This window comes from Pseudomonas protegens, assembly GCF_013407925.2.
GTDB lineage: Bacteria > Pseudomonadota > Gammaproteobacteria > Pseudomonadales > Pseudomonadaceae > Aquipseudomonas > Aquipseudomonas fluorescens_AP.
The window spans coordinates 902,576-927,745 of the sequence record NZ_CP060201.1; the positions used below are offsets into that span (position 1 = coordinate 902,576).

General features: G+C 59.5%; 31 protein-coding genes and 3 pseudogenes. 15 read left to right on the forward strand and 19 right to left on the reverse strand.

Translation table 11 applies throughout. From position 1 onward, the window contains the following. Positions 1–11: 11 nt before the first annotated feature. The 7 genes and pseudogenes from GGI48_RS04125 to GGI48_RS31380 all read right to left on the reverse strand — a co-directional run. A complete protein-coding gene (locus tag GGI48_RS04125) occupies positions 12–797 on the reverse strand; it encodes an HAD-IIB family hydrolase (RefSeq protein WP_179597141.1) in 786 nt (261 codons plus the stop codon). A 6-nt stretch (positions 798–803) separates the two neighbouring features. Next, positions 804–1,427 carry a DUF1349 domain-containing protein gene (locus GGI48_RS04130; protein WP_179597142.1) on the reverse strand — a complete coding sequence of 208 codons (624 nt, stop codon included), beginning with the start codon at positions 1,425–1,427 and terminating at the stop codon, positions 804–806. Beyond that, entirely contained in the window at positions 1,420–2,265 is an 846-nt protein-coding gene (locus GGI48_RS04135; RefSeq protein WP_123392730.1) for an SDR family NAD(P)-dependent oxidoreductase, read from the reverse strand. Before GGI48_RS04135 ends, GGI48_RS04130 begins: the two co-directional genes overlap by 8 nt. Before the next feature lie 96 nt (positions 2,266–2,361). Next, positions 2,362–4,149 (reverse strand): 1-deoxy-D-xylulose-5-phosphate synthase N-terminal domain-containing protein, encoded by a 1,788-nt coding sequence (locus GGI48_RS04140; protein WP_218872812.1) that lies wholly within the window; start codon positions 4,147–4,149, stop codon positions 2,362–2,364. Next, positions 4,127–5,365: an aminotransferase class III-fold pyridoxal phosphate-dependent enzyme gene (locus GGI48_RS04145; RefSeq protein WP_179597144.1), complete on the reverse strand. Its 1,239-nt coding sequence runs from the start codon at positions 5,363–5,365 to the stop codon at positions 4,127–4,129. Before GGI48_RS04145 ends, GGI48_RS04140 begins: the two co-directional genes overlap by 23 nt. 20 nt (positions 5,366–5,385) lie before the next feature. Further along, positions 5,386–5,904 (reverse strand): sugar O-acetyltransferase, encoded by a 519-nt coding sequence (locus tag GGI48_RS04150; RefSeq protein WP_080966932.1) that lies wholly within the window; start codon positions 5,902–5,904, stop codon positions 5,386–5,388. Positions 5,905–6,201: 297 nt separating this feature from the next. Continuing rightward, positions 6,202–6,379 (reverse strand): annotated as a pseudogene (locus GGI48_RS31380) (IS3 family transposase); the annotation flags it as partial. Positions 6,380–6,588: 209 nt separating this feature from the next. Here GGI48_RS31380 and GGI48_RS31100 point away from each other — a divergent pair. The 6 genes from GGI48_RS31100 (at position 6,589) to GGI48_RS04175 (ending at position 9,190) form a co-directional block, all read left to right on the forward strand. Then, complete coding sequence (locus GGI48_RS31100) at positions 6,589–6,783, forward strand: hypothetical protein (protein ID WP_260620620.1); 195 nt, start codon at positions 6,589–6,591, stop codon at positions 6,781–6,783. Positions 6,784–6,864: 81 nt separating this feature from the next. Continuing rightward, positions 6,865–7,014 (forward strand): hypothetical protein, encoded by a 150-nt coding sequence (locus tag GGI48_RS31105; protein WP_260620621.1) that lies wholly within the window; start codon positions 6,865–6,867, stop codon positions 7,012–7,014. Between the two features lie 153 nt (positions 7,015–7,167). Beyond that, positions 7,168–7,686 (forward strand): hypothetical protein, encoded by a 519-nt coding sequence (locus GGI48_RS04160; protein WP_179597146.1) that lies wholly within the window; start codon positions 7,168–7,170, stop codon positions 7,684–7,686. A 97-nt stretch (positions 7,687–7,783) separates the two neighbouring features. Beyond that, entirely contained in the window at positions 7,784–7,978 is a 195-nt protein-coding gene (locus tag GGI48_RS04165; protein WP_409565393.1) for a hypothetical protein, read from the forward strand. Between the two features lie 592 nt (positions 7,979–8,570). After that, the gene (locus GGI48_RS04170) at positions 8,571–8,753 is read left to right on the forward strand and encodes a type II toxin-antitoxin system HicA family toxin (protein ID WP_041120604.1); all 183 of its coding nucleotides are present in this window, start codon (positions 8,571–8,573) and stop codon (positions 8,751–8,753) included. 35 nt (positions 8,754–8,788) lie between these two features. Then, the gene (locus GGI48_RS04175) at positions 8,789–9,190 is read left to right on the forward strand and encodes a type II toxin-antitoxin system HicB family antitoxin (RefSeq protein WP_179597148.1); all 402 of its coding nucleotides are present in this window, start codon (positions 8,789–8,791) and stop codon (positions 9,188–9,190) included. A gap of 157 nt (positions 9,191–9,347) precedes the next feature. Here the strand turns inward: GGI48_RS04175 and GGI48_RS04180 are convergent, their stop codons facing one another. Continuing rightward, on the reverse strand, positions 9,348–10,751 hold the full coding sequence (locus tag GGI48_RS04180; protein WP_179597150.1) for a PLP-dependent aminotransferase family protein: 1,404 nt from the start codon (positions 10,749–10,751) through the stop codon (positions 9,348–9,350). Positions 10,752–10,838: 87 nt separating this feature from the next. Here GGI48_RS04180 and GGI48_RS04185 point away from each other — a divergent pair, with 87 nt between their 5' ends. Genes GGI48_RS04185 through GGI48_RS04195 form a run of 3 tightly spaced genes read left to right on the forward strand, consistent with a single transcriptional unit; the run spans position 10,839 to position 12,361 of the window. After that, a complete protein-coding gene (locus tag GGI48_RS04185; RefSeq protein ID WP_179597152.1) occupies positions 10,839–11,285 on the forward strand; it encodes a GNAT family N-acetyltransferase in 447 nt (148 codons plus the stop codon). Further along, positions 11,282–11,902, forward strand: a complete 621-nt coding sequence (locus GGI48_RS04190) for an FMN-dependent NADH-azoreductase (RefSeq protein ID WP_179597154.1) — start codon at positions 11,282–11,284, stop codon at positions 11,900–11,902. The genes GGI48_RS04185 and GGI48_RS04190 overlap by 4 nt, the downstream gene beginning before the upstream one ends. Before the next feature lie 27 nt (positions 11,903–11,929). Continuing rightward, entirely contained in the window at positions 11,930–12,361 is a 432-nt protein-coding gene (locus GGI48_RS04195; protein ID WP_179597156.1) for a carboxymuconolactone decarboxylase family protein, read from the forward strand. Positions 12,362–12,934: 573 nt separating this feature from the next. Here GGI48_RS04195 and GGI48_RS04200 read toward each other — a convergent pair. The 3 genes and pseudogenes from GGI48_RS04200 to GGI48_RS04210 form a co-directional block, all read right to left on the reverse strand. Continuing rightward, positions 12,935–13,057 (reverse strand): annotated as a pseudogene (locus tag GGI48_RS04200) (PAAR domain-containing protein); the annotation flags it as partial. 53 nt (positions 13,058–13,110) lie between these two features. Beyond that, on the reverse strand, positions 13,111–13,542 hold the full coding sequence (locus tag GGI48_RS04205; protein ID WP_179597158.1) for a hypothetical protein: 432 nt from the start codon (positions 13,540–13,542) through the stop codon (positions 13,111–13,113). Positions 13,543–13,734: 192 nt separating this feature from the next. Continuing rightward, positions 13,735–14,163 carry a MarR family winged helix-turn-helix transcriptional regulator gene (locus GGI48_RS04210; protein WP_218872811.1) on the reverse strand — a complete coding sequence of 143 codons (429 nt, stop codon included), beginning with the start codon at positions 14,161–14,163 and terminating at the stop codon, positions 13,735–13,737. Positions 14,164–14,295: 132 nt separating this feature from the next. Here GGI48_RS04210 and GGI48_RS04215 point away from each other — a divergent pair, with 132 nt between their 5' ends. Continuing rightward, positions 14,296–14,664, forward strand: coding sequence for an antibiotic biosynthesis monooxygenase family protein (locus tag GGI48_RS04215; RefSeq protein WP_102880282.1), 369 nt, complete (start codon positions 14,296–14,298; stop codon positions 14,662–14,664). 32 nt (positions 14,665–14,696) lie between these two features. After that, complete coding sequence (locus tag GGI48_RS04220; RefSeq protein WP_179597162.1) at positions 14,697–15,155, forward strand: hypothetical protein; 459 nt, start codon at positions 14,697–14,699, stop codon at positions 15,153–15,155. Between the two features lie 901 nt (positions 15,156–16,056). Here GGI48_RS04220 and GGI48_RS31385 read toward each other — a convergent pair. Beyond that, a complete protein-coding gene (locus tag GGI48_RS31385) occupies positions 16,057–16,920 on the reverse strand; it encodes a methyl-accepting chemotaxis protein (protein ID WP_409565394.1) in 864 nt (287 codons plus the stop codon). Between the two features lie 39 nt (positions 16,921–16,959). Then, a pseudogene (locus tag GGI48_RS31390) lies at positions 16,960–17,682 on the reverse strand (MCP four helix bundle domain-containing protein); the annotation flags it as partial. 511 nt (positions 17,683–18,193) lie between these two features. Between GGI48_RS31390 and GGI48_RS04230 the strand changes: the two are divergent. The 4 genes from GGI48_RS04230 (at position 18,194) to GGI48_RS04245 (ending at position 19,789) form a co-directional block, all read left to right on the forward strand. Next, positions 18,194–18,550, forward strand: coding sequence for a DUF6572 domain-containing protein (locus GGI48_RS04230; RefSeq protein ID WP_179597166.1), 357 nt, complete (start codon positions 18,194–18,196; stop codon positions 18,548–18,550). Positions 18,551–18,598: 48 nt separating this feature from the next. Further along, positions 18,599–18,778 carry a hypothetical protein gene (locus tag GGI48_RS04235; RefSeq protein ID WP_179597168.1) on the forward strand — a complete coding sequence of 60 codons (180 nt, stop codon included), beginning with the start codon at positions 18,599–18,601 and terminating at the stop codon, positions 18,776–18,778. A 112-nt stretch (positions 18,779–18,890) separates the two neighbouring features. Next, positions 18,891–19,394: an SPOR domain-containing protein gene (locus GGI48_RS04240; protein ID WP_179597170.1), complete on the forward strand. Its 504-nt coding sequence runs from the start codon at positions 18,891–18,893 to the stop codon at positions 19,392–19,394. Between the two features lie 38 nt (positions 19,395–19,432). Next, positions 19,433–19,789, forward strand: coding sequence for a DUF6572 domain-containing protein (locus GGI48_RS04245; RefSeq protein ID WP_179597172.1), 357 nt, complete (start codon positions 19,433–19,435; stop codon positions 19,787–19,789). 22 nt (positions 19,790–19,811) lie between these two features. Here the strand turns inward: GGI48_RS04245 and GGI48_RS04250 are convergent, their stop codons facing one another. The 6 genes from GGI48_RS04250 to GGI48_RS04275 all read right to left on the reverse strand — a co-directional run bounded on the left by GGI48_RS04250 (position 19,812) and on the right by GGI48_RS04275 (position 25,146). Continuing rightward, the gene (locus GGI48_RS04250; RefSeq protein WP_179596121.1) at positions 19,812–20,180 is read right to left on the reverse strand and encodes a hypothetical protein; all 369 of its coding nucleotides are present in this window, start codon (positions 20,178–20,180) and stop codon (positions 19,812–19,814) included. Between the two features lie 29 nt (positions 20,181–20,209). Next, positions 20,210–20,356, reverse strand: coding sequence for a hypothetical protein (locus GGI48_RS04255; protein WP_260620623.1), 147 nt, complete (start codon positions 20,354–20,356; stop codon positions 20,210–20,212). Positions 20,357–20,989: 633 nt separating this feature from the next. Beyond that, positions 20,990–21,715, reverse strand: coding sequence for a hypothetical protein (locus tag GGI48_RS04260; RefSeq protein ID WP_179601924.1), 726 nt, complete (start codon positions 21,713–21,715; stop codon positions 20,990–20,992). Between the two features lie 143 nt (positions 21,716–21,858). After that, positions 21,859–22,932: a 2,3-butanediol dehydrogenase gene (locus GGI48_RS04265; RefSeq protein ID WP_260620669.1), complete on the reverse strand. Its 1,074-nt coding sequence runs from the start codon at positions 22,930–22,932 to the stop codon at positions 21,859–21,861. Between the two features lie 88 nt (positions 22,933–23,020). Next, complete coding sequence (locus GGI48_RS04270; RefSeq protein ID WP_179597176.1) at positions 23,021–24,133, reverse strand: acetoin dehydrogenase dihydrolipoyllysine-residue acetyltransferase subunit; 1,113 nt, start codon at positions 24,131–24,133, stop codon at positions 23,021–23,023. Next, positions 24,133–25,146: an alpha-ketoacid dehydrogenase subunit beta gene (locus GGI48_RS04275; RefSeq protein ID WP_016962931.1), complete on the reverse strand. Its 1,014-nt coding sequence runs from the start codon at positions 25,144–25,146 to the stop codon at positions 24,133–24,135. The genes GGI48_RS04270 and GGI48_RS04275 overlap by 1 nt, the downstream gene beginning before the upstream one ends. Positions 25,147–25,170 lie beyond the last annotated feature (24 nt).

Here is a 25,170-nt window from a genome sequence, read left to right on the forward strand (position 1 = left end):
CATATCCCATTTCAAAAATGCCGTTGAAGACCATCAACGATGCCATGACAATAGAAACCCTCAACAACACGATCAAACGCCTGCCTGGCCTCATGCGAAGCGTTGCCCACCAGGTAACCATGTGAACAGGCCTTCAACATCTCGATGTCATTGCAACTGTCCCCGAACGAGATGACCCTGGCGGGGGAAATCTCATGTTTCTTGACGATGAAATCGACCCCCTGCTTCTTTCCGCACCCCGGGTGCATGATGGCGACATCGTAGACATTCTCAGGGTCGTCGGCGGCGGCACTGGCGTAGGTAATTGAGGCCTCAAGACCAACCTGCAAACAGAGTCTATGGATGTGCTCGATGGCGATCGCTTCATTGCCATCGGCATTCAAGTAATAACCCCGAATGCGTTTTTGCTGGAAAGCCTCCGACTGCAACGTCAACTCAATACCCTCTCGCTCGAACAGGGTGCTCAGCCTCATGACCCGCTCTTGAAACGTTCCAGCGCCTTGTAACGGCCAACCCTCATCCTCCAGAACACTGTCTGGGTGATTCCAGTACAACTCGGTTCCCAGACTGGTCAGTGCAAAGTCCCAGGGAAACTCGGGGTATCTCTTCATCTTGTCCAGGACCACCGCTTGACTGTTTCCCGTGGCCCAGCCAAATAACAGGTGGTGCTTGCGTTTGAGTTGATTCAAACAGCTTTCCAGTTTGTCTATCCCGGCATCCGCCTCTCGAGACGACAAGACCGGCATAAACGTCTCGTCAAAATCAGAAACTATCAACCAGGTGTCTTTGCTCGTCATACCTGCTCACTCTCTGATGAGTCCCATGGACTGTGAGGATATTTCAATCCGGGAAAACTCCCCGACCGCTCCATCGGAAAAGGGCGACTGCACACTAAACCCGACGCGCACTTCATCCGGGCAGTTGTTCACATAGAACGCCCGATGAAAAACCACGGCACCCTCAGAGCCACTCAGATAACACGAGAACACATCCCCACTTCGCGAAATGAACAGCCGCACAGGCTCATCGTTTACTTCGATGCCATTGACTTCATCGCTATAGGGCGATGAATGCACCGATACGATCTTCTTGTTGCTGCCGTACTCTTCAACACCGAACTTCAGCTTGTGCAGCCCGACGTGTAGAAAGAGCCCTGTAGCATCAAACTTGGCCAGGCTGAATAACTTGATGTCAGCGCCAAGGGCAAACTCTCCCGTCACCGACGTGAGCAAAGTGCCCAAGCTGTCCACCGTATGAAGCCCTGGAATATTGAACGAATCGCTACCGGGTTCGCTTCGCAGTTTCAGAACCGGCGCAACATAACGCAGCTGCGCGCAATGCTCGGCACCGAACACACGATCACTGATCCTCAGTACGGTGTTCGGGTCTTCGCGCAAAAGAGGTGTAGTGCCAACGGTGTCATCCATACAGGTTCATTCCGCCATCGACCGACAGGGATTGAGCCGTGATGTCTTCGTTCTCAAGCACCGCCAGACAGAACCGGGCAATGTTTTCCGGGATCTGTGTACGACCCAGCGGGATCAGGCCCTCCATGCGAGCCCACAAGTCATCCAGCGACTCGTTGGGCTCGATGAGGCGGTTCTCCAGGTACTTCCACATATTGGTTTTGACGATGCCGGGGCAAACGCAGTTGACCCGGATATTGTGAGTGGCCAACTCCAGCGCCAAGGCACCAGAGAAGCCCTGCAACCCGGCTTTCGCGGCGCAGTAGGAAGATATTCCAGGAAAGGCGACTTTTGCGGCAATGGAGCTGATGTTCAGGATCGCGCCGCCCTTGCCTCTCTGGATCAGTGCGCGGGCAGCCTCACGCGACGTCAAGTAAGGTGCTGTAAGGTTGGTTTGCACGATCGCGTCAAACTCGCTCAGCGATGATTCAACCGTGTTGATCAGATGGCTGCTGCCAATGGCGTTGACCAGGCCGTAAAAGTGCTCTGACTCATGGACAACGCCACCTACGGCTTCTATGACCTGGGCTTCAGACGTTGCGTCGACCGCAATGGCCTTTACCGAAAGCCCTTGCTCCACCAGATCCGCCGCCAGCGTGCGAGCCGCCTGATAACCACTGACCTCCTGAGTTTGATAGTGGTTGATTGCATTGGGTGTCCGGTCAGTATCAAAGATGTAGACATGAACATCTTCTTTGGCCAGTACTTCAACTATCGCGGCGCCGATGCCTCTGGCACCGCCCACAACGATCATGGTTTTACCGGACAACTTGCCTTGCGCTTTATTTCCCTGCGTCATGAACCACTGCTCCTGAATCCATAGAAGGCCTGCCGAACCCTATACAGGGCTCAGAAAACCAATAAATAGTTGAAACGGTATTTAAACGTATGAAGTCTAATTAACTAATGCGAACGGCGGGTCAGCCAACAATGCACCCAGTACTTGAGGTGCAACATTTGCCTGGAAAGTCTCGATTGTTGGCCACTCATAGGCATCACCGAAAACCTTGCGAACTCGAACCAGCAAACTGGATTCAATGTATTCAGCCAGGTTGAAGCGACCACTGTTATGTTCTACGACAATGATTTCGGCACATTGGCTCAGCATCTGTTTAACCAGCTCAAGATCCGGCCGAACGGACAGAAACCGGATATGTGTGCATCTTTTTGTCGTGGCGACCTGAAAGGCTTCGTATGCCATCGACTCCGATGACACTATCAATGAACCGGCGGCAAACTCGGGCTGAAAAATATAGATATCTTCAGACAGCTTCCGGTACTTCTCCCTCAGGGCACACACTCTTTCCATGGGCTGGTCGTACATTAAGTAAAGGCCGTTTCCACCCTTTGCTTTCTGCCGATGAATACAGGCCAACAGATCGAGAGGGTCTGTCAGTTCGTATACGGTTTCTTCCGTCAGCAAGCTGAATACGGTTGAGGCGTACGTAGCGCCGCCCCACACACCGTTCTTCCGAGCGCCAATGACATGCAAATTACGACAGGCAATCAAAGCAGAGTGCAGTACATCTATCGCGTTGAGGTAATACTTGTCATCGGTCAGGACAAACTTCAGTTCATCATCCGGGCACCCCATCGCGCAGGTCAGCAACGCTGACTCGGCCAGGCCGGTGTTGCAATAACCGGACAATGACTTAAGGCCAAACCGAGCGGCCAGATCCGCGGTGAATACATGGGCAGGTGCCCCTGACCGAACTTCTTCGATAATGTCGGCCGTCCGACTGCAACTGGAAGCTTTCCTCAGATCATTCTTCTGCTGATCGTCCGTTGACGTCATCAAACTCTGATGGCTGGCACGTTTGAAGGAGTGAACGCCTTTTTCGGTATGACAGATGATCGCGGTCGACCGATGGTCCTTCTCTGCCTGGCGAATGTGTTCACTGATCGCCTGGGTGTCGTGTCCATCCACTTCATAAACATCAGAAAAGTAGGCGGCCAGATACTCCGGCCTCAACTTCCCGGGAAGTGGGTCTATCCCTCTGCCATTGTTGTCCACTATCAACGTCAGGTTCTTGACCTCAAGTTCGCCTATCAGGCGAATCGCCTCGAAAGACACCCCTTCGTTCAACTCACCGTCACCCGCCACACAGATAACACGTGCATCACGATTGGTATTGGCCCGCCCCAACGCAATGCCCACTCCCTCGCCAAGGCTATGCCGCATGCTGTAGGCAAAACCGTAGTGTTTATTGACAACGGCCGGCACCTTGTCGTGAACCGCAGCCAAAAAAGCCAAAGGCATACCGTTGAGCACGTGACGATAAGCATAAAACAATGGCGCAATATGCCCCCTGCCAATTACCAGATCCTGATTGGCCACCCCTGCCGCATTGCAGAACTCCAATGCAAACAGTGCTTCGGCAATGTTCAGTGACGACAGGCAAGATGCCAGGGTTCCGTAACCGGCAATTTCATGAATCCGCTCCAGGCACACCCTGACGTCTGAGTAGAAAGGCGTAAATTGTCTGGCGATGGCGACCGACAGTTCGTTGATCGTCTGGCACTTCGACGCCTCGGCAATACCGACTTCAACTTCCTCATTGGCACGCACATACTCATCGGCCGTCAGGTACGCCTTCCGTTTATGCACGCTTTGACGAATGCCATGTAACGGCGTCAATAGGCTGGCAACTGGCTCGAGGTCATAACTGACTAATTGATTCATTCAACACCTCGAACACGTCACTTAGCGTTTCCTCTGACATGATGTAGGCGGGCGCCAGGCAAGCCCAATCTTCCTCACCTCGGATAATCAACTTCCTGTCAAAGCACAGCCCACCCAATTTCTTGCCTGCCTGCTCCCCAAGGCTTGAGTCCAGGGTTATGCCGATCAGCAAGCCTTGGGATTCAATCCGGGCGATACGCTCATTCCCGGCGATTTCCTGACACAGCGCCTGAGTCTTTGTAATGAGTTTTTGTAACTGCCCTGCGGCCTCTATCTGTTCCAGCACGCGCATCGACGCATTGATGGCCGCGATCGAAACCGGGTTGCTTGCATAGGTATGCGAATAGGAAAACGGGATCCACGGCTCTGGCTTGTCAAACACCGAGGCGATTTTATGGGATGTCACCATAGCGGATGCCGGGTAATAACCACCGCTGATGCCTTTACCGAGCGCGACGATATCGGCAGAAACCCCAAACTGATGGGTATTCAAGAACTCTCCGGTTCGAGAGGCGCCGGTCACGATTTCATCGGTAATCATCACAATATCGTAACGGTCACACAGTTCACGAATACCTATCAGATACTCGCGGGGAGTTTGCCGCATCCCTTTCAAATGGTTGACCGGCTCGAAAATAATGCAAGCGATCTGCTCCGCACCATAATGAAGAATAATATTCTCCACATCCGCCACGCTGTGCATTTCCAACGCCTGACCTTCGTGAACGACAGGGAATGGCGGGTTGATCCGAATAGTGTCGTAACCGCTGCAACGCAGGTCCTTGAAATCGTTCCTGCCGGTAATACTGTGGGCCCCCAAGGTGGCGCCGTGATAGGAGTGCTTGCGGCAGATCACTTTCTTCTTGAACGTATTGCCTTTGCGCTGGTGATACTCCAAGGCCATGGCAATCGACGACTCGATGGCTTCCGAGCCGCTGTTGACATACAGCACGCCGCCATCTTCCATCTTGGCGCGTTTGAGCAGCAGCTCTGAAGTTTCAAACAGCTCGGACGAATAGAAATGATCCTTAGGGTGGAAAGGCAGATCCGTCAACGTTTTGGAAATATGCTGCTTGATGGGGTCGCACGAATACCCGAACGGTACGTTAAACATGCCCGAAATCGCATCCGTGTAGATGCCACCCTCTGCATGAACACTGACATCTTTAACAGAACCAACAATTTGGTCTTTCACGCGTGACTGATAGACAAACATCCCTTTATGCCTTCTATTAATTAGATCGGATAAACCTGAGAACCAGCGCCCAGCACTTTACTGTGTGGCGGAACCGACTTTGCCACGACAGCACCCGCACCGATAATTGACCCTTTACCCACTGTGACGCCCGGCAAGATTGTTGCGCCGCCGCCAATCCATACATCATCTTCAATGACTACAGGTGCACCCGATTCTATATAACGACGCCGCTGCTCAAGATCCTTGGCATGGTTAGAGGTATAAATACCGACATGAGGCCCGATAAACACACGGTTCCCGATGTTTATTTCAAACGCATCGAGGAACACCCCATTGGCATTAATAAAAACACCATCACCAATGTTTATGTTCGAACCAAACTCACAAAAGAAATTGCCCCACTGTTCAAACCCCTCACCCACTGATCCGAACAGGAGTTTATAAAGCGGCTCCCGACCATCAGGGTTATTGCTGATGGAGGAACACAAAGCACGGGCGGTACGCCTGCGGGCAACTAAAGCAGGTTCCGCCGCATCGAATGTCATGAACTCACGCATACGCCACCCTGTACACACGGGCGTAACAGAGAGCACTCATGCCGTGCTGATCGGCAAGTAAACAGTGGCAAACAAGACGATCATTAGTTCCGCGCCAGCCACTACCACCAACAAATAACGCCCACACTTCCCCAATAGCCTGATTCCCTTCAGCCATCATCATCTCCATCTACTATTTATTTTTTAAATATACTTCGGCACTTTCTGAAATTTTTCCACCTTCTACACTCGCCACCAGCGTCTTGCAAGTTTGTTATTACGTCAGTCGTATTGTCATGTCACTGTTTTCAGGGCCTGTTACTTCCGTTCTGGATTGAGTGTGACAGCGCCGATGGGCTGCCAATTACGCGTCGCACCTGACCAGCGATGCGCAGGTTGATAAAGGACTTGCTGCTACAGCGCATGACGCTTGGCCAGCACCTCTTGATCCTCGCCGCGATGACGCTGCGCAAGGGGATACGAAGCGGACTGACGCCAAGTAGGTCGCACTTGCCAAGTCACCCTTAGCCGTCTGCGCCAGATCGATGGCAAGACTGTGCGTTCGCCGATCGTGCTGACCAACAAAGGCCTGCCCGCCTGCGCCGGCCACAACCTATTTTCCCCAAGCCCGCCGAAGCACAACCGCAGTCAGCGGAGCGTGCAGCGCTGATCGCGCAGATCGTCGACGCGAGTGTCATCGCGAAAATGAAGCCCGACACCGAGGATTCCCCTTCGGTCCAGAAAACACTGCTCGACAAATCCATAGCGCAACGCAAACAGCGCCTCGACTTCAGCCTGCCCGATGCCTATTGGGCTGAATATCAGCAGAACCTGGAGCAGTTCGCCAAAGAGATGAGGAGCACCAAGGCCCGTTCATTGCAGTTGTACAAGGATGACTAAACCAACCGTCTGGGCCTGCTCGACACCCCTGCGATCAAGGAACTGCTACCCGACAGCGAAGCGGCCGGCCGTAGCAAGGCAATGTCGACCAATAATGAAATGCTGGAGTACTACTACCGAGCCCAGCAAGCACTGCTGAAGGAAACACTGAGCGCACATCAGGCACGCATGGCCGATCTGGATCAGCGCTTTGAAGTGTGCAAGCGTTTCGCGGCCTGCTGGCAACGTTGAAGCGGAGTGCGGCTTGAAAATACTGGCCGACGCACGTACGCCACCTTAGCCCTGACTGTAGTCGTCTAATGAATCCGGACACTCAATTAGGCGAGAATGCTCGCTGGATGGAGGTGTCTGATGCCGACCTGTTCCCACATCAATAAGTAAATTATGAAACCTCTTTACCTGTGTTCAATTCTGCTGCTTGCAGGCTGTGCCCCAGTGCCGAAATACCTTGTGCCTGCAGGGGCGCCTCAGGCACTTATCCGCAGCGAATTGGTGTCGATGGAGAATCATCGAAACCACGTGTCTTTGGTCGAAGCGCCTGCCATCAGTTGCAAATACGGCAGAGCCGTGGCGACTGGGCAGGGTGGACAGGGACGGCAACTGGTTTCCGTTTACAAGAACGTATCGACACCAGAAGGCTTTTTCCCGATTGAAGCCGGCAAGCCGCTGCACCTGATAATGCGCGGCATGGCCAACGCCAATCGCTCGTGCAACGTAGCGTTCGTCAGCGAATTTACGCCGGGCGCACGTTACGTAATCAAAGGAGGAATTGTCGACAACCCGGGCGCGCTGAGCGGTTGTTACATTGACATATTCAATGTCGATTCGGGCGCACGCGTCCCCATGGCCAATGCGTCGAAAATCGACCGCAATTGTGCGTTGGACCGGCTTCCGGCGCTTTAGTGGGAAACTGCACACTACCTAAACACCCTTTTGCGTTGCATGTGACCGGGTTGACCAGACACTCTCACGCTTTAACGCCGTCGATACCCAAGCCTTCCTGAACGACCTGACCAGCAGTGCGGCCCATCGTTTCACCGTGGTGCGGGATCTGATGGACAGGCTGTCCACACTTAACCTGAAAGACATTGCCGACTGCGATCTGATGCGGGTCACCCGAGGGGTGCATTTGCTCACCCGGGAAGGTTGCGCGGTGCTGGAGGTGATTCAGTGGCAAACAGCGCAAGAGCGCTGAACGCCATTGAACTCAACCAGCGCGTAAAACGCGCTTGGCTTTGCCCCAGCCGTTGATCGGCTTTGGCTTTGGCCTTTGATCTTGCTTTGGCTTTTGATCTGCCTGCCCCTTCAGGAGGCCGAACGCAGGCGTTGCGTAGGGGGCAGCTCGGCATGGATGCCGAGCTAGCCGCCATCAGGCCATGGATGGCCTGTGGCGGCGGGCCCCCGGGAGCAATGCCGGAGAGAGGGAACGCCGAGCCTTAGCGAGGTGCCGGATGCGGGGGCAAGACCTTTTGGTTCCTTTTGGGGCGACTGCCAAAAGGGATTCGCTGTAAGAGCGAAACCGCCAGTAGCGGCACCCGCAGTAACCGATATGTACACAGCCCCTCGCCGTAAGGACGAAGCCGCCAGCGGCCGTAACCGCAGCAACGGATATATCCCCCAAAGTACAGCGTCGAAGGTAACCCCGCGTCATCGTTCAGGCCCATCACAACAGGCCCCCTGCTCGCTAAACGACATGTCCCGATACATAACTCCAGACACACAATTCAACCTGCGTTACTATGCGCCTGGAGTTATAAAGCACCTCTCACCCCGATAAGGAGATGGAGGTGCAAAGCAGACAGTTGATCAAGGAGCTTGAAGCCGCAGGCTGGGTGCTGGAGCGAGTCACTGGCAGCCATCATCTGTTCAAGCACCCTTACAGGCCCAACACCGTTCCGGTGCCTCACCCGAAGAAGGATCTGCCACGGGGCACGGTCAGGGCCATCAGAAAACTGGCTGAACTGATCTAGCTCCCGCCACCTTCACACTTATTGAGGAGATCCCCGTGCAATATCCCATCTGCATCGAATGGGGCGACGAACACACCGCCACCGGCATCCAGATTCCCGACATCCCCGGTGCTGTCACCGCGGGCGACAGCTTCGAGAGCGCCTATAGCGCGGCCATCGAGATTGCCCACGTCATGCTCGAAGAGCTGGCCCGAGCGGGGCACGCCATTCCCCTGCCCTCTCCCACCCGCAAGCACCGCGCCAACCCCGATTTCGAGGGCATGGGCTGGGGCATGCTGGAGATCGATATCACCCCATACCTGGGCAAGACCGAGAAGGTCAACGTGACCCTGCCAGGTTATGTCATCCAGCAGATCGACCGCTTCGTCCGCGAGCACAACATCAAGAGTCGGTCGTCCTTTCTGGCCGATGCGGCGATGGAAAAGCTCGGGCGCTGAAAGCGGCTGCGGAGGGCAGGCCAAGCGGAATGAGGCCGGTTGGGGTTGCTGCGCAACCCAGCGGGAGCAAGCTCCCTCGCCACAGGGGGTGTGGCCTGCCAAATGGCGGGGGCTGCCACAGGAAAGACTCCAGCCTCAGCGGCCGTAGCCCCCCCTTTCATCCAATGGCCCGAGCCAAGCGCACCGCCACACTCGCCGCCTGCTCCGCACTGACCACATTAGTAAACCCCATCACCAACCCCTGCCTCCCACCGCCCCCCAGATACCACTGCGACAACGGCTCCACCGCAACCCCCACCTCCCGAGCCCGCCGGGCAATCTGCACATCGTCCCCCTCCCCCAGCCCAGCCACCACATGCATGCCCCCCGCCTGCGGGTCTATCTGCAAACGCCCACCCACCTGCTGGTGCAACGCCTCCACCAGCCACTGCCGCCGACGCGCATACAGGCCACGCATTTTGTTCAAATGCCGGGCAAAGTGCCCCTCGTTGAGAAAGGCCGCGACCGTCGCCTGCAGCAGGTGCGGGCAGTGGTTGTGCAAACGATCCGCCTGGCGAGCGAACGCTGGGGTCTGTTCGGCGGGCACCACCAGGTAGGCCAGGCGCAGGCCTGGAAACAGGACTTTGCTGAAGGTGCCGGTGTAGAGCACGCGGCCCTGCTGGTCGAGGCTCTTGAGGGCCGGCAAGGGCTTGCCCTGGTAGCGGTATTCGCTGTCGTAGTCGTCCTCGATGATCCAGCTGCCTTGGCGGTTGGCCCAGTCCAACAGGGCCAGGCGCCGCGGCAGGGACAGCGACATCCCCAGCGGGCTCTGGTGGGTCGGGGTGACCACGGCAAAGCCGGCCTCTGGGGCGCGGGCGATGCCTTGGGCGACGTCCAGGCCCTGATCGTCCACGGGCACCGGCACCAACTGTGCGCCGGCTTCCAGCAGGGCGTTCCTGGCCATGAAGTAGCCGGGCTCCTCCAGCCAGCAGGTGGCGCCCGGGCCCATCAGCGTGTGGCTGATCAGGTCGAGGCAGGCGCGGTAGCCGGCGCAGACGAAAATCTGTTCCGGGTGGCAGCTGATGCCCCGGGAAATCCCCAGGTAGGAGGCAATGGCCGCCCGCAGCGGGGCGTAGCCGCGCGCGTCCGGGTAGACCAGGCCTTCGACACCCGCCTGGCGCAGTTGCCGGCCCGCCAGGCGGGTCCAGAGTTTGCGCGGAAAGGCGTCCAGCGCTGGCAGGCCCATTTGCAGGGCCAGGGGCGAGGTGCCGGCATGGGTGGCTTGGTGGGTCGCGGGAGCCACTGGGGCGCGCTGCATGGGCGCGCAAATCGGCGCCAGTTGCGGGGTGACAATGGTCCCGGCGGCCCCGCGAGCAGTCAGGTAGCCCTCGCCTATGAGCAACTGGTAGGCCGCTTCCACGGTGCCCCGCGCCAGGTTGAGTTCCGCCGCCAGGGCGCGCACCGCCGGCACTCGGTCCCCCGGACGCAGGCGGCCATCGGCGATAGACTCGCGAAACCGCTGGTAAAGCTGGCGATAGATCGGCGCCGTCTGGCTGCGGTCCAATTCGAAAGGAAGGATCATGGCCTAGTCATTTATGCATTTTTTGGCCCTGTAGCTTAAGCCATTGACCTCCTAAAGTGGGTCATCTCTTTGCAGCGGATGACGCACATGCCCTACACCCTTCAACACCTCGAAAGCGAAGCGGCCCTGGCGGCCAGTTTCGACTTGATGCGTGTCTTGCGCCCCCACCTCACCAGCCCGGCGGCCTATGTCGCCCAATGGGCCCGGCAGGCCGAACAGGGCTACCGCTTGCTCGCCGCGTGGGACGCCGAGAGCATCGTCGGCCTGGCGGGCTACCGCGAGCTGGAAAACCTGCTCTACGGGCGCTTCATCTACGTCGATGACCTGGTCGTGAGCCCCGACCTTCAGCGCAGCGGATTGGGTGCGCGGCTGCTGAGCGCCGTGCGTGATGAGGCCGTGCAGCGTCAATGCGATCACCTGGTGCTGGATACCGGCCTGCATATGCCCCTGGCCCAGCGCTTCTATTTCCGCCAGGGGCTGCTGGCCCGGGGCATGCATTTCACTCAACGACTTCAGGGTGGGGAGCCGGCATGAACAACCTGCTGCTGATCAACGCCAGCCCCCGTGGGCAGGTTTCCCATGGCAACCAGTTGGCACTGGAACTGGTGAGTTCCCTGCGCCAACGCTTTCCGCACCTGGAACTGGTCGAGCGCGATCTGGGGGCCAATCCGTTGCCGCCACTGGGCATGGACTACGCCCACGCCCTGACCACCCCCACGCCCTTCGACGCGCCACTGTTCGAGGTGTCCGAGGGGCTGATCGGCGAGTTGGAGCGCAGCGATGCCCTGCTCATTGCCACGCCCATGCACAATTTCACCCTGCCGGCCGCGCTCAAGCTGTGGATCGACTACGTGCTGCGCATTCACCGCACCTTCAGCTCCGGCCCGGAGGGCAAGGTCGGCCTGCTCAAGGACCGCCCGGTGCATGTGCTGGTGAGTTCCGGCGGCTTTCACCAGGGCGAACGGGCACGCCAACCGGACTTTCTGACGCCTTACCTGCGCCAGGTGCTGAACACCCTCGGCCTGTTCGACCTGCAGTTCACTTATCTGCAAGGGTTGGTGTTCGGTGACGAGGCCGTGCGTGCAACCCTCGACGAGGCCCGCAGCGCACTGTCCTTGCAGCCCCTGTTCAACCCTCTCGTTTGTGCCTGATCACTTTTTCCCTATCGGAGTTTCACCATGAGCCAACTCAGACTGCCCTTTGCCACTTTGTCGCCGGCCGCCTATCAAGGCCTGCTCGCCACCAACAGCGCCCTGGTCGCCAGCCCCCTGGGCTTGCCCCTGGTGGAACTGGTGTTTTTGCGCGTGTCGCAGATCAACGGCTGCTCGTTCTGCCTGGGCAAGCACTCGCAGACCCTGCGTGAATGTGGAGTCGCCCAGGAAAAGCTGGATTGCCTCGCCGGCTGGCGCGTCAGCGAACTGTTCAGCGAACGCGAGCGCGCGGCCCTGGCCTGGACCGAGACACTCACCTACGTCCACGACAAGGGCGCGCCGGACGAGCTGTACGAACCACTGAAAGCGCACTTTAGCGAGGTTGAAATTTCCGACCTGACATTGGCCGTGTCCTTGATGAATGCCTTTAACCGACTGGCAGTGGGCATGAAGCTCTAAGAGCGAGGTCACCGTCGATTCGGTAACGGCATGAACCGCTCAGCGAGTCACCCGGGAGGGTTGCGCGGTGCTGGAAGTGATCCAGTGGCGAACCGAGCAAGAGTCCAGAACGCCATTGAACCCAACAAGCGCATAAAACGCGCTTGGCTTGGCTTTGGCCTTTGATCTGGCTTTGCTTTGGCTTTGGCTTTTGATCTTCCTGCCCCCTTAACCACGATGGCTGAACGCAGGCATTGAGCCGTGGGTAACCCGGCAGAGATGCCGGGTTAGCCGCCACCCGGCCAGGGATGGCCGGTGGCGGCGGCCCACGGATCAATGCCTTCGTTCGGGCATGCCGAGCCTAGGCGAGGCACCGAGTGGAGGGGCAGAGCGTTTTGCTTACTTTTGTCTGGGCCGGCATTCCGGATCTTCAAAAGTGAGCCGCTGTAAGAGCGGAACCGCCAGTGGCCACACCCGCAACAACGGATATATCCCCCACCCGCCCCCAATTGCACGCAGTAAGAAGGTGCCTGCGCCTCATCGTTGGCGAGCTTCGCTGGCAAGCCTGCGCCTACAGGGGATGGTATTGAACCGTGGGCAACCGGCCTTGTGGCCGATGCCCGCAATCGGCTTGCCATTGAGTTCGGCTTGGGAAAACGCTTCGAGTACCACGCCAGAATGGCGGGTGGCGTCAGCAAAACGAATGGCGTCTTTCATGTTGTGACTCTTTAGGCTGGAGCCCTAATGGCGAGTCGGCCGCGAATCAAATTTCATTTGAATTCAAAGTACTCTTTCATCATCTCAATGGGCTTCATCGGCTCCACATTCAAGAAACCCAACACCTCAAAAAACCACGACAGGTTATCTCCCAAAACAGAGATATCGTCCTCATCATTCGACAATAAGCAAATGGCCAGCCGGGCCATCAAGACGTCCCGATCCTGAAACGCTCGCACGGCGCCTTTTTCGTCGATTTTCGCCCACCAGACCGAAGCCTGCGCCTTGCACTGTTCAATGGGGATGTCCCCGGCAACATAGGCTTTCGCCAGAAGCAAAGGGTCCTGCTCGCAGTCAGAGAACTTGATATCCAACGCCTCCAGAACCTGGATCAAGAATCCGATCTGGTGTTTGAGCGCAGCGCAACTATCAGCTGTTCGAACAATGGAACCCACATTAAATGTCTTAAAATCAAATGCATTCATACATCAACCTTAAAACTGTGCAAAAAATCGCTGCAGGGTGGACAGGCCGCGTTATGGGGAACAGGTCATTCCCTCGATAAAGGGCCCAGGTCCTGAAACGCTGGCAGTGATGTTGGCCCGATCATCATCGGGGATGCCGACATCCTGTGGCCGAGCCCCCGTAAGGAGTTAGTCGTCTCCAGGCCGGCCGGCTCATTCGCCCTGGTCTTGCTCTAGCCGGTTGCGCAGTTGGTTCAGCACGCGGTGGGTAGTCTGGATCTCATCGACTTCCAGCCCCTGGGCAAGCTCGTTGATCCAGGGCGCTTGAAGCTTCAATGCCTGATCGAATGCCGCCTTTCCAGCCTCCGTCAGCACCACCAGTTGCGCCCGGCGATGGTGAGGGTTCGGCTGAAATTCCAGCAGGCCATCCTTCACCAGATCGTTGACGATCCGCTGAACGTTCTGCCGATTCGCGCCCATGTCGCGGGCAATCCACGAGACGGGCTGCGCCCGATCGGCAGCGACGATCGTGCCAAGGAGCTGCCAGCGGGCACTGGTGAGGCCTATCTCAGCCACCAGGCGATCGCCTGCGGTGAGCATCCGCGCACTGGCTCGAAAGAGCTCGAGGACCAGATCGGTCATGGCGCGTCCAGCGGGGGTGTGGTTTGGTTTTTTCATGCCGCGGACTTTTCCACATTGACACCATGATGTCAATCGAGCTAGTTTTTATCCATCGCACCACATTGTCATCATGTTTACATACTGGAGACCGCCATGTTGTCCATTCGCCCGCTTGATCCTGTAGTCCCCATCCATCAGCAACTCCAGTGCAGCGAGTCACCGGTGGTGCTGGTCAACCTGTTCAGCGTCGACGAGGACGATATACCCGAGCTTCTGCGTGCCTGGGAGCTGGATGCCAACTGGATGAAACAGCGGGCCGGTTACATTTCCACGCAGCTCCACCAGGCCATCGGTGGCAGCTGCATGTTCCTGAACTACGCCGTATGGGAGTCGGTGGAGCGCTTTCGCGAAGCCTTCAATCACCCGGACTTCGCCAACGCCCTGGGCCGTTACCCCTCAAGCGCCCTGGCCATGCCCCATCTGTTCACCAAGGTAGCCGTGCCGAACATCTGCACGGCTTGAACACAGCCCCATTGACTGACGGAAAGCGCCCCATGCTCAAACGACTCCACCTCACTGCCAGCCTGCTGGCCCTGCTGTGCATCGCCACGTTCTTTGTCTCGACCCTGCTGGTGGAAAGCATGGGCACCCGACATGCGATCGCTCAGCTCAAGCAACTGATCGTGAGCCCTGGGCTCTGGGTGCTGATCCCGGCGATGGCAGTGGCGGGAGCCAGCGGCATGGGTCTGAGCCGGGCACGACAGGGACGCCTGATCGCCTCGAAGAAAAAACGCATGCCCTTCATTGCCGCCAATGGCCTGTTGGTGCTCGTGCCCTGCGCCATTGCACTCAACCGGTGGGCGTCGGCTGGCAACTTCGACACGGGTTTTTACCTGGTGCAGGTCATCGAACTGATCGCCGGAGCCACCAACCTCACATTGATGGGATTGAACGTACGTGATGGCTTGCGGCTTAGCGGTCGGTTGCAGAGGGCCATGCCTCAGGGCCGGTAAGCCATGCGTGGCCTGGGCCGACGCCTTCGCTGGCAAGCCAGCTCCTACGGAGGCCCAACCACCACATCTCGCTGTAGGAGCCGGCTTGCCGGCGAAGAGGCCCGTAAGTCATGCGTCGCCTGGGCGGACGCCTTCGCTGGCAAGCCAGCTCCTACGGTGACCCAACCACCGCACATCTCTGTAGGAGCCGGCTTGCCGGCGAAGAGGCCCGTAAGTCATGCGTCGCCTGGGCCGACGCCTTCGCTGGCAAGCCAGCTCCTACGGTGACCCAACCACCGCACATCTCTGTAGGAGCCGGCTTGCCGGCGAAGAGGCCCGCAAGACCTGCAGCGCCTGGGCCGACGCCTTCGCTGGCAAGCCAGCTCCTACACGGGTGGCGCTACACACCGCTCCATCTTCAGGCCGGCCGGCAGGCCGCCGTCAGATTTTGATCTTGATCTTGATCTGAACGCCCCGTTAACCACGATGGCCGAACGCAGGCATTGAGCCGTGGGTAACCCGGCAGGGATGCCGGGTTAGCCGCCACCCGGCCAGGGATGGCCGGTGGCGGCGGCCCACGGATCAATGCCGGAGTTCGGGCATGCCGAGCCCCAGCGAGGCACCGAGTGGAGGGGCAGGAGCGTTTTGCTTACTTTTGTCTGGGCCGGCATTCCGGATTTTCAAAAGTGAGTCGCTGTAAGAGCGAAACCATAAGCAGCCGTGACCGCAGCAACGGATATGTACACCGCCCACCGCTGTAAGAGCGGAACCGTAACTAGCCACACCCGCAGCAACGGATATGTCCCCCACCCGCCCCCAAGTGCACGCAGTAAGAAGGTGCCTGCGCCTCATCGTTGGCGAGCTTCGCTGACCAGCCAGCCCCCACAGAGGAACCAAACCACCGCAGGGCAAAAAGCCACCCTCAAACCTTGAACCGCGCCACCAACCGATTCAGCTCAATCGCCAGATTGGCCATCTCCCCACAAGCACTGGCCGTCTGGCTGGCCCCCGCCGAACTCTGGATCGAAAGTTCACGAATACTCGTCAGGTTCTGATCCGCCTCACGCGCCACCTGCGCCTGCTCCTCCGAGGCGGTGGCAATCAACAGGTTGCGCTCATTGATCTGGGTGATCGCCTGGGCAATCTGCTTGAGCGACACATCGGCGTTCTGCGCCACCGAAATCGAGCTGGTGGCCATCTCCGCGCTGACGTTCATCGCACTCACCGCCTGGGTCGAATCGGCCTGGATCGCGGTGATCATCTGCTCGATTTCCTGGGTCGACTGCTGGGTGCGGTGAGCCAGGGCCCGAACTTCATCAGCCACCACCGCAAAACCCCGGCCCTGCTCGCCAGCGCGGGCGGCTTCGATGGCGGCGTTGAGGGCCAGCAGGTTGGTCTGTTCGGCAATCGCGCGAATCACTTCCACCACTTTGCTGATGTCCTGGGCCCGGCTGGACAGGGCCTTGACCTGTTCGCCAGTGCTGGCCACGTTGCCGGCCAGGCCTTCGATGGCTTTGAGGGTCTGGGCCACGTTCTCGATGCCGGAACGGGTGAACTCCATGGACTCGCGGGACGACTGAGCGGCGGCTTCGGCATTGCGTGCCACTTCATCCACCGCGGCGCTCATTTCGGTCACTGCGGTGGCTGCCTGGCTGACTTCATCGTTCTGCCGTACCAGTCCGCGGCTGGCATCTTCGGTCACCGCAGTCATCTCTTCGGAAGCCGAGGCCAGCTGGGTGGAGGAATCGGCGATGTGAGCGATGGTTTCCCGCAGGTTGGTCTGCATCTGCGCCAGGGCGGCCAGCAGGCGGCCGGCTTCATCGCGGCCACTGACGCCGATCTCCCGGGACAGGTCGCTGCCGGCAATACGTTCGGCCACGGCCAGGGCGTCACTGATGGGCGCGGTGATGCTGCGGGTCAGCACCGCCGCCAACACCACGGTGAGCACCACCGTCACCCCCATCAACACCAGCACCAGCGTCAGGCCGCTGCTGTACACCGACGAGGCGGTGATCCCCGCCTGCCTGGCGCCCTCGTCATTGAAGTCCGAGAGCTTGTCCATCTTCTCTTGCATGGCGTTGGTCATGGGGCTGATGCGGGTGTTGATCAAGGTGATGGCCGCGGCGTTGTCACCGCTGCGCAGCAGCGGTTCCAGCTCGTCCACCAGCTTGAAGTAGGCCTGCACATCGGTCGCCACCGCCTGGTACAGCTCACGCTCCGCCGGCCCGGTGATCAAGGGGACGTACTGGCTGATGGTGTTCTGCAGGGCGCTTCGATAACCGCTCAACGAGGCGATGCGGGTCTGGCGCTGTTGTTCGTCGGTGGTCACGGTAATGCGGATGCTTTCCAGGCGCAGGCGCAAGATGCCGGTCTTCATCTTGCCGATCTCGCGGATGCTGGCCATCCAGTTGGTTTCGACATCCTGCTCGGAGTCTCGCAGCTTGCCCATTTGCAGCACCGCGACCATGCCCAGGGCGAACACCACCAGGACAATGAGCGAGAAAAAGGCGGCAGACCTTGGTGCAAGATTCATTGTCCTGACGTTCATTTTTTATCTCTCTAATAGAATGGTCGGTACTTCCCTGCTGTCATTCCACGCTATCGACTGAGTGTCAGAGAGCTGCAAACAAGCCGACGACTGGGTTAGCGGCCCACCCGGCACGGCAACGTCGATACTCACTCGGGTCAATCCAGGCCTGTCGGGATCGCAGGCCCCACTCCGTCCTCCTGCGCCCATGTCCCCCTTGGCGGGTGAGCATCAGTTAAGTCGAATAACGCGGCCCGCGCCGTCTCGATTCTTCCGGGCAATGGCACCTGGAGTTCGGCATCTATCCACGGGGGGCCTAACAAGCCATAGCAGATGATGGCATTTTGTCACTGCCGTCGATCCGACCGCTGTTGAAAACCGCTCGCCGCCGCTCGATCAGGTTGCGCCTGAACACGGCAGCACCCGGCAAACCCACCCTGGCTTCGCCCCCGCGCCAGACCACCGACTGCCCACTGAAGAAATCAGCCGCTACGGCATACAATGCCGCCCTCAACCTTCTGAAGGATCAGCCATGTCCATCACCAATCCACAAGTCATCGATATCTGGGCCATCCCCAAATCCGCGCCCGACAGCCTGCTGTTGATCATGGTCGACCCCCTCGAATGGGGTGACGAAGCGGCACACAGCGAACACCTGCTCCTGCTGCAAGAGAAGATCAACACCTACATCACCTTTATCGAAAGTGAAGAGATCTACAGCGAAATTCCCGATGCCCGCGGCAAGCACCTGATTGTCCGGGTACTGGGTTTGCACGAGCTGCCAGAGCAAGTCGATTGGTTTTTCAAACGCATTACCGAAATCCTCAACGAGCGCGGCATTGGCTTCGATTTCGAGCTGAAAGTGAACGAAGAGGCTCCCAGCCTGTAGCTCGCCCCCTGCGCGCTCCCCGATTGAGCAGCGTGCAGGAACACCTCCATGGCCGTACCCAGCGCCTGCGCGCTGAAGGCGCTACGGCCAACCTTCCCCTGCCCTGCGCCCATGCCTTCCTACGAGCTTGAGATCGGTATGCGCGTGGGCGGCAAACACGAAAACGCACTGCAGATCGTCAAGTCACTGCTACTGGATTCGATCAACGAAGACTTTTTCCTGAAGTGAGGGGCAGGCGCCTGCCTTTGCGCTCGACGGATGGTGTCGCAGCCAAAGAACGGATATTTTGCAGCCCCCGTTCAGCGGGAGCATTACTCACACCTCAACACAAGGAGTTGCAATGGGCGTCTCGCTCCCCCTCTGGCTCATGCTCACGGCAATGACCGCTTACGCTGCCAGCACACGTGGGCGCTCGGGTCCAAGATGGTTTGCAATCGGGCTGTTCTTTCCTGGCGTCGCCCTGCTTGCCGTGTGGTTGATGCCACGGCTGGCAAAGACTGGCGTTGATGCGCTGGTGCATGAGGATCTGCGCCCTTGTCCTGCCTGCACCCAGGACATCAACACCAGCGCCTCACGATGCAAGCGCTGCGGCGCCGAAGTGGAGCCTATCGCCTTGAGGGATCGCAGCGGTTGGGTAGCGCGCATCAGCGCTCAAACCGATGAAGAGTTTGAACGCCTGGCTGCACAGATGGGGCTAATCGACATCCCCACCATTCTCGATGAGCCACCGCACCTTTTTGCCGGCCCGTTCGAAGAAAAGGCCGAGGCACAGAACACACTCAACTACCTGAAGTCCGAGCATGGCCTGGATGGACTGGTGACCTGGCGCTCAGTGACCCGGTAAATGAAATGCTTGCAAGCCGACCTCGTTAAGGATCAGACGTGTCCATCACCAATCCAAAAGTCATCGATTTCTGGGCAATTCCCAAAGACCCGCCCGACAGCCTGTTGCTGGTGATGACCGACCACCTCGAATGGGGCAACAAGGCGGAACAAGGCGAACACCTGCTCTTGCTGCAAGAGAAAATCAACAGCTACATCGCCTTCATCGAAGGTGGCCAGATCTACACCGAGATTCCCGGCGCCTATGGCAAGTACCCGATCATCCAGGTCGTAGGCTTGTATGAACTGCCCGCGCAGGCCGAGTACTTCATGGCCCGCGTGACCGAAACCCTGAATGACGTGGGCATTGGCTTTAAGTTCGAGCTCAGGGCCGACGAGAGGATTCGCAACATGTAGCCGGGCCGGGCACGGCGCTGCCTCAGGCAGGCTTGATCACAGCCCGGTTGAGGGCAATCACATCCACATGGTCCTGGTGCGAGAAGTGCTCGATCACGTCTTGCAGATGCACATGCTCCAGGCCATTGGCCGCCATGTCGGCTGAAGCCTTGATCAGGAACTCACCCAGCGCCCTGAGCGTGTCCGGCTCGGCGAGAATCGAAATCTCGTCCAGTTGAATGCGCCTGTCGCTGCCCACAGCGGTGCCATGCACGGTAAATTTTTTCAGCGTTTTCAACGATTGAATGCCTCCATTCCTAGGTAGTTGTTTAATCGGGGCCACAGGCAAGGCTTGGTCGATAGCCGCGTAGAAGAGGTTGATCGGCACCGCCGTTAACCACGAGCGGCGCAAACGGCCTGCTCCACAGTCAGCAGGCTCCCTCAGCCCTCTTTCTGCAACCGCGCAATCAAGGTGTCGATAAAGAACGCCAGGCTTTCCGGCAGCACCCGCTTGGGCATGGTCAGCACCTGAATGTCCCGATCGCCCAAGCGCGGGTTGGACAGCGGCACCGATACCAGCCCATCCATCCCCCGCCCCTCGCCACTGATGGCGCTGGCAAAGGCCACCGTATCGGACTGGCGGACAAACTCATGCAGCGCCTGGACTGACGCCTTCGCTGGCAGGCCAGCTCCTACGGAGGCCCAACCACCGCACACCTCTGTAGGAGCCGGCTTGCCGGCGAAGGGGCCCGTAAGTCATACAGCGCCTGGGCGGGCGCCTTCGCTGGCAAGCCAGCTCCTACACAAACGCACCCCTTAGCTTCAGGCCGGCCGGCAGGCCGCCGTCGCGCTCTTGATTTTGATCTTGATCTGAACGCCCCTTCAACCACGATGGCCGAACGCAGGCATTGAGCCGTGGGTAACCCGGCAGGGATGCCGGGTTAGCCGCCCCAGGCCATTGATGGCCTGTGGCGGCGGCCCACGGATCAATGCCGGAGTTCGGGCATGCCGAGCCTAGGCGAGGCACCGAGTGGAGGGGCAGAGCGTTTTGCTTACTTTTGCGCTTTTCAAAAGTGAGCCGCTGTAAGAGCGGAACCATAAGCGGCCGCACCCGCAGCAACGGATATCCCCCCATAACACCGCGCCCTCAGGTTTTACGGCCGCTACGCACCCAAGCGGGAACAAGCTCCCTCACCACAAAAAATGAGGCCTGTGCTCTGGCTACTGCACCGGCAAAAAATTCATCAACAACAAACTCTGCGCATAATTGAACCCCACCCGCCGATAGCGCTCATCCAGAATCTGCGTCAGCAAATCCAACCGCGCCACAATCTTCCCAAACTCCACGGCAAAACTCAGATTGCTGCCCTCCTCGGAAATCTCGTTGGAAAACAGCAACAGCACCCCATTGGCATCCTGGCGCTGGCTCAACAGCCAGGTGGCCTTTTCAATATTGCGCGCCGCATTACTGATGAACTGCGGATCGATGCTATCGGTCATGTAGAACTCGGTCCGCCCGCCATGGGCGGTCACCAGCATGCTGCCAATGGCATAGATAAAGGCACCGACCCGATCCCCCTCAAACTCCGGGCTCAAGGAATAACTCAAGGCCGCCAGGTCGCGGCGATCTCCCAGGGCCGGCAGTGGCTGGCGTTTTTCGATGGCGTTACGGATCTCGCGCTGGGCCGTGGTGCCATCAGGGAAACCCGACTTGCGCCACTGGCTGGGATTGCGCAGGTAGAGCTTGCCCATCAGCAGGTACAGGCTCTGCAGGTTGTCGCGCATGCCGATGGTGGCCATGCGATCGACGCTGGTCTGGAAGAATTCGTCAGGCTTGCCTTCACGAAACTGTTTGGCCAGATCGCGGCCTTGCTGCTGGGTGCAGGCAGTGGCGCTGAGCATCAGCAGCCCTGCCAGAAGCAGGCGCTGAAAGCGGTTTTGCATCATGCAAGAAGAGGGAGCGTAGGCCATCGGCACCGGGTCGACATTCACGGGCTGCGGCGGGGATCGGCGCGGCCAGGCCTGGTGATAGAACGCAAAACTGTAAAAAAGTGCGATGGCCGCTGGCGGCCATCGCCAAAGAGCGCCCCTTAAGAGCGTCGCAACTGACCGGGGGACACGATGATCTTGACGTTGTGCTCCTTGTTGTTGACCAGCTCCTCAAAGCCCTGGCCGACGATCTCTTCCAGCTGGATGCGCCCGGTCACCAGGGGCGCAATGTCCAGCCGGCCATCGGCGATAAAGGCGATCACATCGGCGAATTCACCGTTGTAGGCCAGGGCCCCGAGCACCTGTTTCTCGGTAGCCACCAGTTCGAAGAAGTTGAACTCGCTGGGCTCTTCGAAGATTCCCACCAGCACACATTTGCCGGCCTTGCGGATCAGGTCGATGGCCAGCTTGGCGGTGTGCTTGTTGCCGATGCACTCGAAGCTGACATCGGCGCCCAGCCCGCCGGTGAGGCGCTTGACCTCGGCCAGGGCGTCGCACTCCTTGGGATCGAGCACGTGGGTCGCGCCCACCTCCAGGGCCTTGGCCTTGCGCTCGCCGGACATTTCCAGGGCGATCACCTGAGCCGCGCCGGCGGCCTTGGCGCACATGATGGTGCACAGGCCGATGGTGCCGGCGCCGACCACCACCACGTTCTGCCCCAGCAGGCTGCCGGCCTTTTTCACCGCGTGCATGCCCACCGCCAACGGCTCGATCAAGGCCCCGGCCTCGGCGGGAAAGTTGGCCGGCAAGGCGTACAGCAGGTTGGCCGGCACGTTGACCAATTCAGCGAAGGCGCCGTTGTTCATCAGCCCGGTAAAGGCCAGGTTTTCGCAGATGTTGTACAGGCCGTGGGTGCAGTAATAGCAGGTGCCGCAGTGCTGGCAGGCGTCGGCGGCCACCGGCTGGCCAACGCTGAAACCCTGGACCCCTTCGCCCAGGGCGACGATTTCGCCGCAGAACTCGTGGCCGAGGATGCACTGGCCCTTGATCCCGGTCAGCGGGTGCGGCGCGTCCACCGGAATGAACACCGGCCCGGCCACATATTCGTGCAGGTCGGAACCGCAGATCCCGCACCAGTCAACGCGGATCTGCACCCAGCCGGCAGGCGGCGCGTCGGGCAGTGGTACGTCTTCGACGCGGATATCGTGGCGGCCGTGCCAGACCGCGGCACGCATGCTGGGAACAGGCTTGAGGGAAACACTCATCTTGGCTTCTCCTTATTCTTGTAGAGCTGCGACGGCCCCCTGGCCGCCGCAGAACACCTCAGTGCTGTTGGATAAAGTCGAGGATCAGGCGGTTGACCTGCTCCGCCGCTTCCATCTGCAGCATGTGCCCCTGCCCCGGCAGCACCTCGATCTGCGCCTTGAGATCGGCGCTGTGGCTCACCGGAATGATCCGGTCGTCGCTGCCCCAGATCACCAGCACCGGCTGCGGGCCGTCCTGCACCACCGGGCGCAGGTCGGCCTGCTGGCGACCATCGGCGAACAGCTTGCCGGCCAGTTGCCCGAGGGCCGCCTGCACCCCTTCCAGGCGCTTGTACTTGAGCATGTCGTCGAGCATCTGCCGGTTCACCAGCTCGGCGTTGGAGAACAGCTGCACCAGTTGCGGCTTCAGCGCATTGCGGTTGCTGGCCTCGACAAAGCCTTGCAGGTAGTCGCCGTTGATCTCAGCGCCCAGCCCGGCACTGCCGATCAGGGTCAGCGAGCGCACGCGGCCCGGCGCCAGCCGCGCGCTGTTGAGGGACACCGCGCCGCCCATGGAATGGCCCACCAGATGTGCCACGGGAATCTCCAGGTGATCCAGCAGCGCCAGCAATACCTCGCTCAACTCGTCGAGGTCGCCCCGTTGCAGGGCCTTGGTCGATTCGCCGTGGCCCGGCAGGTCGAGGGCGATCACCCGGCGCCCGGCGGCCAGGGCTTCGTGGTTGAACAGCCAGTTGTTGAGGTCGCCGCCAAAGCCGTGCACCAGTAGCAGCGGCGTGCCGCCTTCGCCACGCTCGAAGTAGCGGATCAGCCGGCCGCCCAGCTCGACCTTCTGCGGCGCCGGGCCGCGGTCTTCGTCGGCGCTGTCGCCGGGCACGAAGCTGGCCTGGAACTGCTCGATCACCGCGTCGATCTCGGCGTCGCTGGCCTCGCCTTCGACCACGATGCCCAGCAGCGCGCCCACCGCCAGGGTCTCGTCCTGGCGGGCGATCTGCCGGCGCAGGATGCCGGAGAACGGCGCCTCGACGCTGCTGGAGATCTTGTCGGTCTCCACGTCCAGCACTTCATCGCCCTTGCTGATGCTCTGGCCTTCTTCCTTGAGCCAGGCATCGACCCGGCCCTCGGTCATCGACAGGCCCCACTTGGGCATGGTCAGGGTATGGATCTGGCTCATCAGCGGCTCCACTCGATCACAGTGAGCACGGCTTTTTCGATCTTCGCCGCGTCGGGGATGTACAGGTCTTCCAGGGCATCGGAGAACGGCACTGGGGTGTGGGGCGCGGTGACCATTTCAATCGGTGCCTTGAGGGAGGCAAAGGCTTTCTGCGCCACCAGGGCCGAGATGTCGGTGGCCATGGAGCAGCGCGGGTTGGCTTCGTCGATCACCACCAGGCGCCCGGTCTTTTCCACGCTCTCCAGGATGCTGTCTTCATCCAGCGGGCTGGTGGTGCGCAGGTCGATGACTTCGCAGTCGATGCCGCGCCCGGCCAGGGCACGGGCCGCGTCCAGGGCGGTGTTCACCGTGCGCCCGTAGGACACCAGGGTCACGTCCTTGCCATCGCGCAGGAAGTTGGCCTCGCCGAAGGGAATCGCGTAGGACTCTTCCGGCACTTCGCCCTGCAGGCTGTAGAGCATTTTGTGCTCGCAGAAGATCACCGGGTCGTTGTCGCGGATCGCCTGGATCAGCAGACCCTTGGCGTCGTAGGGCGACGACGGGCAGACCACTTTCAGCCCGGGGATGTGGGTCCACAGCGAGGTGAGCATCTGCGAGTGCTGGGCCGCGGCGCGCAGGCCGGCGCCGACCATGGTGCGGATCACCAGCGGAGTCTGGGCCTTGCCGCCGAACATGTAGCGAAACTTCGCCGCCTGATTGAGGATCTGGTCCAGGCAGCAGCCGGCGAAGTCGACGAACATCAGCTCGCACACCGGACGCACGCCACGGGTGGCGGCGCCGACCGCGGCACCGACGTAGCCGATCTCCGACAGCGGAGTGTCCAGCACCCGCCCGGGGAATTGATGGTAGAGGCCTTTGGTCACCCCGAGCACGCCGCCCCAGGCGTCGTTGTCGCCGGGGGCGCCGGCGCCGCCCGCCACGTCTTCACCCATGATGAACACGCTGGGGTCGCGGCGCATTTCCTGGGCCAGGGCTTCGTTGATGGCCTGCTGGTAACTGATTTTTCTCGCCATGATGGTGGTCTCTTGTTGTTCTGT

What these genes read in the sequence shown, in the direction of transcription:
- GGI48_RS04260 (WP_179601924.1), bottom strand. Translation starts at nt 21,715, where the DNA reads ATGATGCAAAACCGCTTTCAGCGCCTGCTTCTGGCAGGGCTGCTGATG.
- GGI48_RS04160 (WP_179597146.1), top strand. Translation starts at nt 7,168, where the DNA reads ATGAAACCTCTTTACCTGTGTTCAATTCTGCTGCTTGCAGGCTGTGCC.
- GGI48_RS04240 (WP_179597170.1), top strand. Translation starts at nt 18,891, where the DNA reads ATGGGCGTCTCGCTCCCCCTCTGGCTCATGCTCACGGCAATGACCGCT.
- GGI48_RS04215 (WP_102880282.1), top strand. Translation starts at nt 14,296, where the DNA reads ATGTTGTCCATTCGCCCGCTTGATCCTGTAGTCCCCATCCATCAGCAA.
- GGI48_RS04275 (WP_016962931.1), bottom strand. Translation starts at nt 25,146, where the DNA reads ATGGCGAGAAAAATCAGTTACCAGCAGGCCATCAACGAAGCCCTGGCC.
- GGI48_RS04210 (WP_218872811.1), bottom strand. Translation starts at nt 14,163, where the DNA reads ATGACCGATCTGGTCCTCGAGCTCTTTCGAGCCAGTGCGCGGATGCTC.
- GGI48_RS04180 (WP_179597150.1), bottom strand. Translation starts at nt 10,751, where the DNA reads ATGATCCTTCCTTTCGAATTGGACCGCAGCCAGACGGCGCCGATCTAT.
- GGI48_RS04220 (WP_179597162.1), top strand. Translation starts at nt 14,697, where the DNA reads ATGCTCAAACGACTCCACCTCACTGCCAGCCTGCTGGCCCTGCTGTGC.
- GGI48_RS04195 (WP_179597156.1), top strand. Translation starts at nt 11,930, where the DNA reads ATGAGCCAACTCAGACTGCCCTTTGCCACTTTGTCGCCGGCCGCCTAT.
- GGI48_RS04125 (WP_179597141.1), bottom strand. Translation starts at nt 797, where the DNA reads ATGACGAGCAAAGACACCTGGTTGATAGTTTCTGATTTTGACGAGACG.
- GGI48_RS31100 (WP_260620620.1), top strand. Translation starts at nt 6,589, where the DNA reads ATGAAGCCCGACACCGAGGATTCCCCTTCGGTCCAGAAAACACTGCTC.
- GGI48_RS04135 (WP_123392730.1), bottom strand. Translation starts at nt 2,265, where the DNA reads ATGACGCAGGGAAATAAAGCGCAAGGCAAGTTGTCCGGTAAAACCATG.
- GGI48_RS04150 (WP_080966932.1), bottom strand. Translation starts at nt 5,904, where the DNA reads ATGCGTGAGTTCATGACATTCGATGCGGCGGAACCTGCTTTAGTTGCC.
- GGI48_RS04230 (WP_179597166.1), top strand. Translation starts at nt 18,194, where the DNA reads ATGTCCATCACCAATCCACAAGTCATCGATATCTGGGCCATCCCCAAA.
- GGI48_RS04255 (WP_260620623.1), bottom strand. Translation starts at nt 20,356, where the DNA reads ATGGATGGGCTGGTATCGGTGCCGCTGTCCAACCCGCGCTTGGGCGAT.
- GGI48_RS04190 (WP_179597154.1), top strand. Translation starts at nt 11,282, where the DNA reads ATGAACAACCTGCTGCTGATCAACGCCAGCCCCCGTGGGCAGGTTTCC.
- GGI48_RS04265 (WP_260620669.1), bottom strand. Translation starts at nt 22,932, where the DNA reads ATGCGTGCCGCGGTCTGGCACGGCCGCCACGATATCCGCGTCGAAGAC.
- GGI48_RS04270 (WP_179597176.1), bottom strand. Translation starts at nt 24,133, where the DNA reads ATGAGCCAGATCCATACCCTGACCATGCCCAAGTGGGGCCTGTCGATG.
- GGI48_RS04140 (WP_218872812.1), bottom strand. Translation starts at nt 4,149, where the DNA reads ATGAATCAATTAGTCAGTTATGACCTCGAGCCAGTTGCCAGCCTATTG.
- GGI48_RS04205 (WP_179597158.1), bottom strand. Translation starts at nt 13,542, where the DNA reads ATGAATGCATTTGATTTTAAGACATTTAATGTGGGTTCCATTGTTCGA.
- GGI48_RS31105 (WP_260620621.1), top strand. Translation starts at nt 6,865, where the DNA reads ATGTCGACCAATAATGAAATGCTGGAGTACTACTACCGAGCCCAGCAA.
- GGI48_RS04145 (WP_179597144.1), bottom strand. Translation starts at nt 5,365, where the DNA reads ATGTTTGTCTATCAGTCACGCGTGAAAGACCAAATTGTTGGTTCTGTT.
- GGI48_RS31385 (WP_409565394.1), bottom strand. Translation starts at nt 16,920, where the DNA reads ATGCAGACCAACCTGCGGGAAACCATCGCTCACATCGCCGATTCCTCC.
- GGI48_RS04235 (WP_179597168.1), top strand. Translation starts at nt 18,599, where the DNA reads ATGGCCGTACCCAGCGCCTGCGCGCTGAAGGCGCTACGGCCAACCTTC.
- GGI48_RS04130 (WP_179597142.1), bottom strand. Translation starts at nt 1,427, where the DNA reads ATGGATGACACCGTTGGCACTACACCTCTTTTGCGCGAAGACCCGAAC.
- GGI48_RS04185 (WP_179597152.1), top strand. Translation starts at nt 10,839, where the DNA reads ATGCCCTACACCCTTCAACACCTCGAAAGCGAAGCGGCCCTGGCGGCC.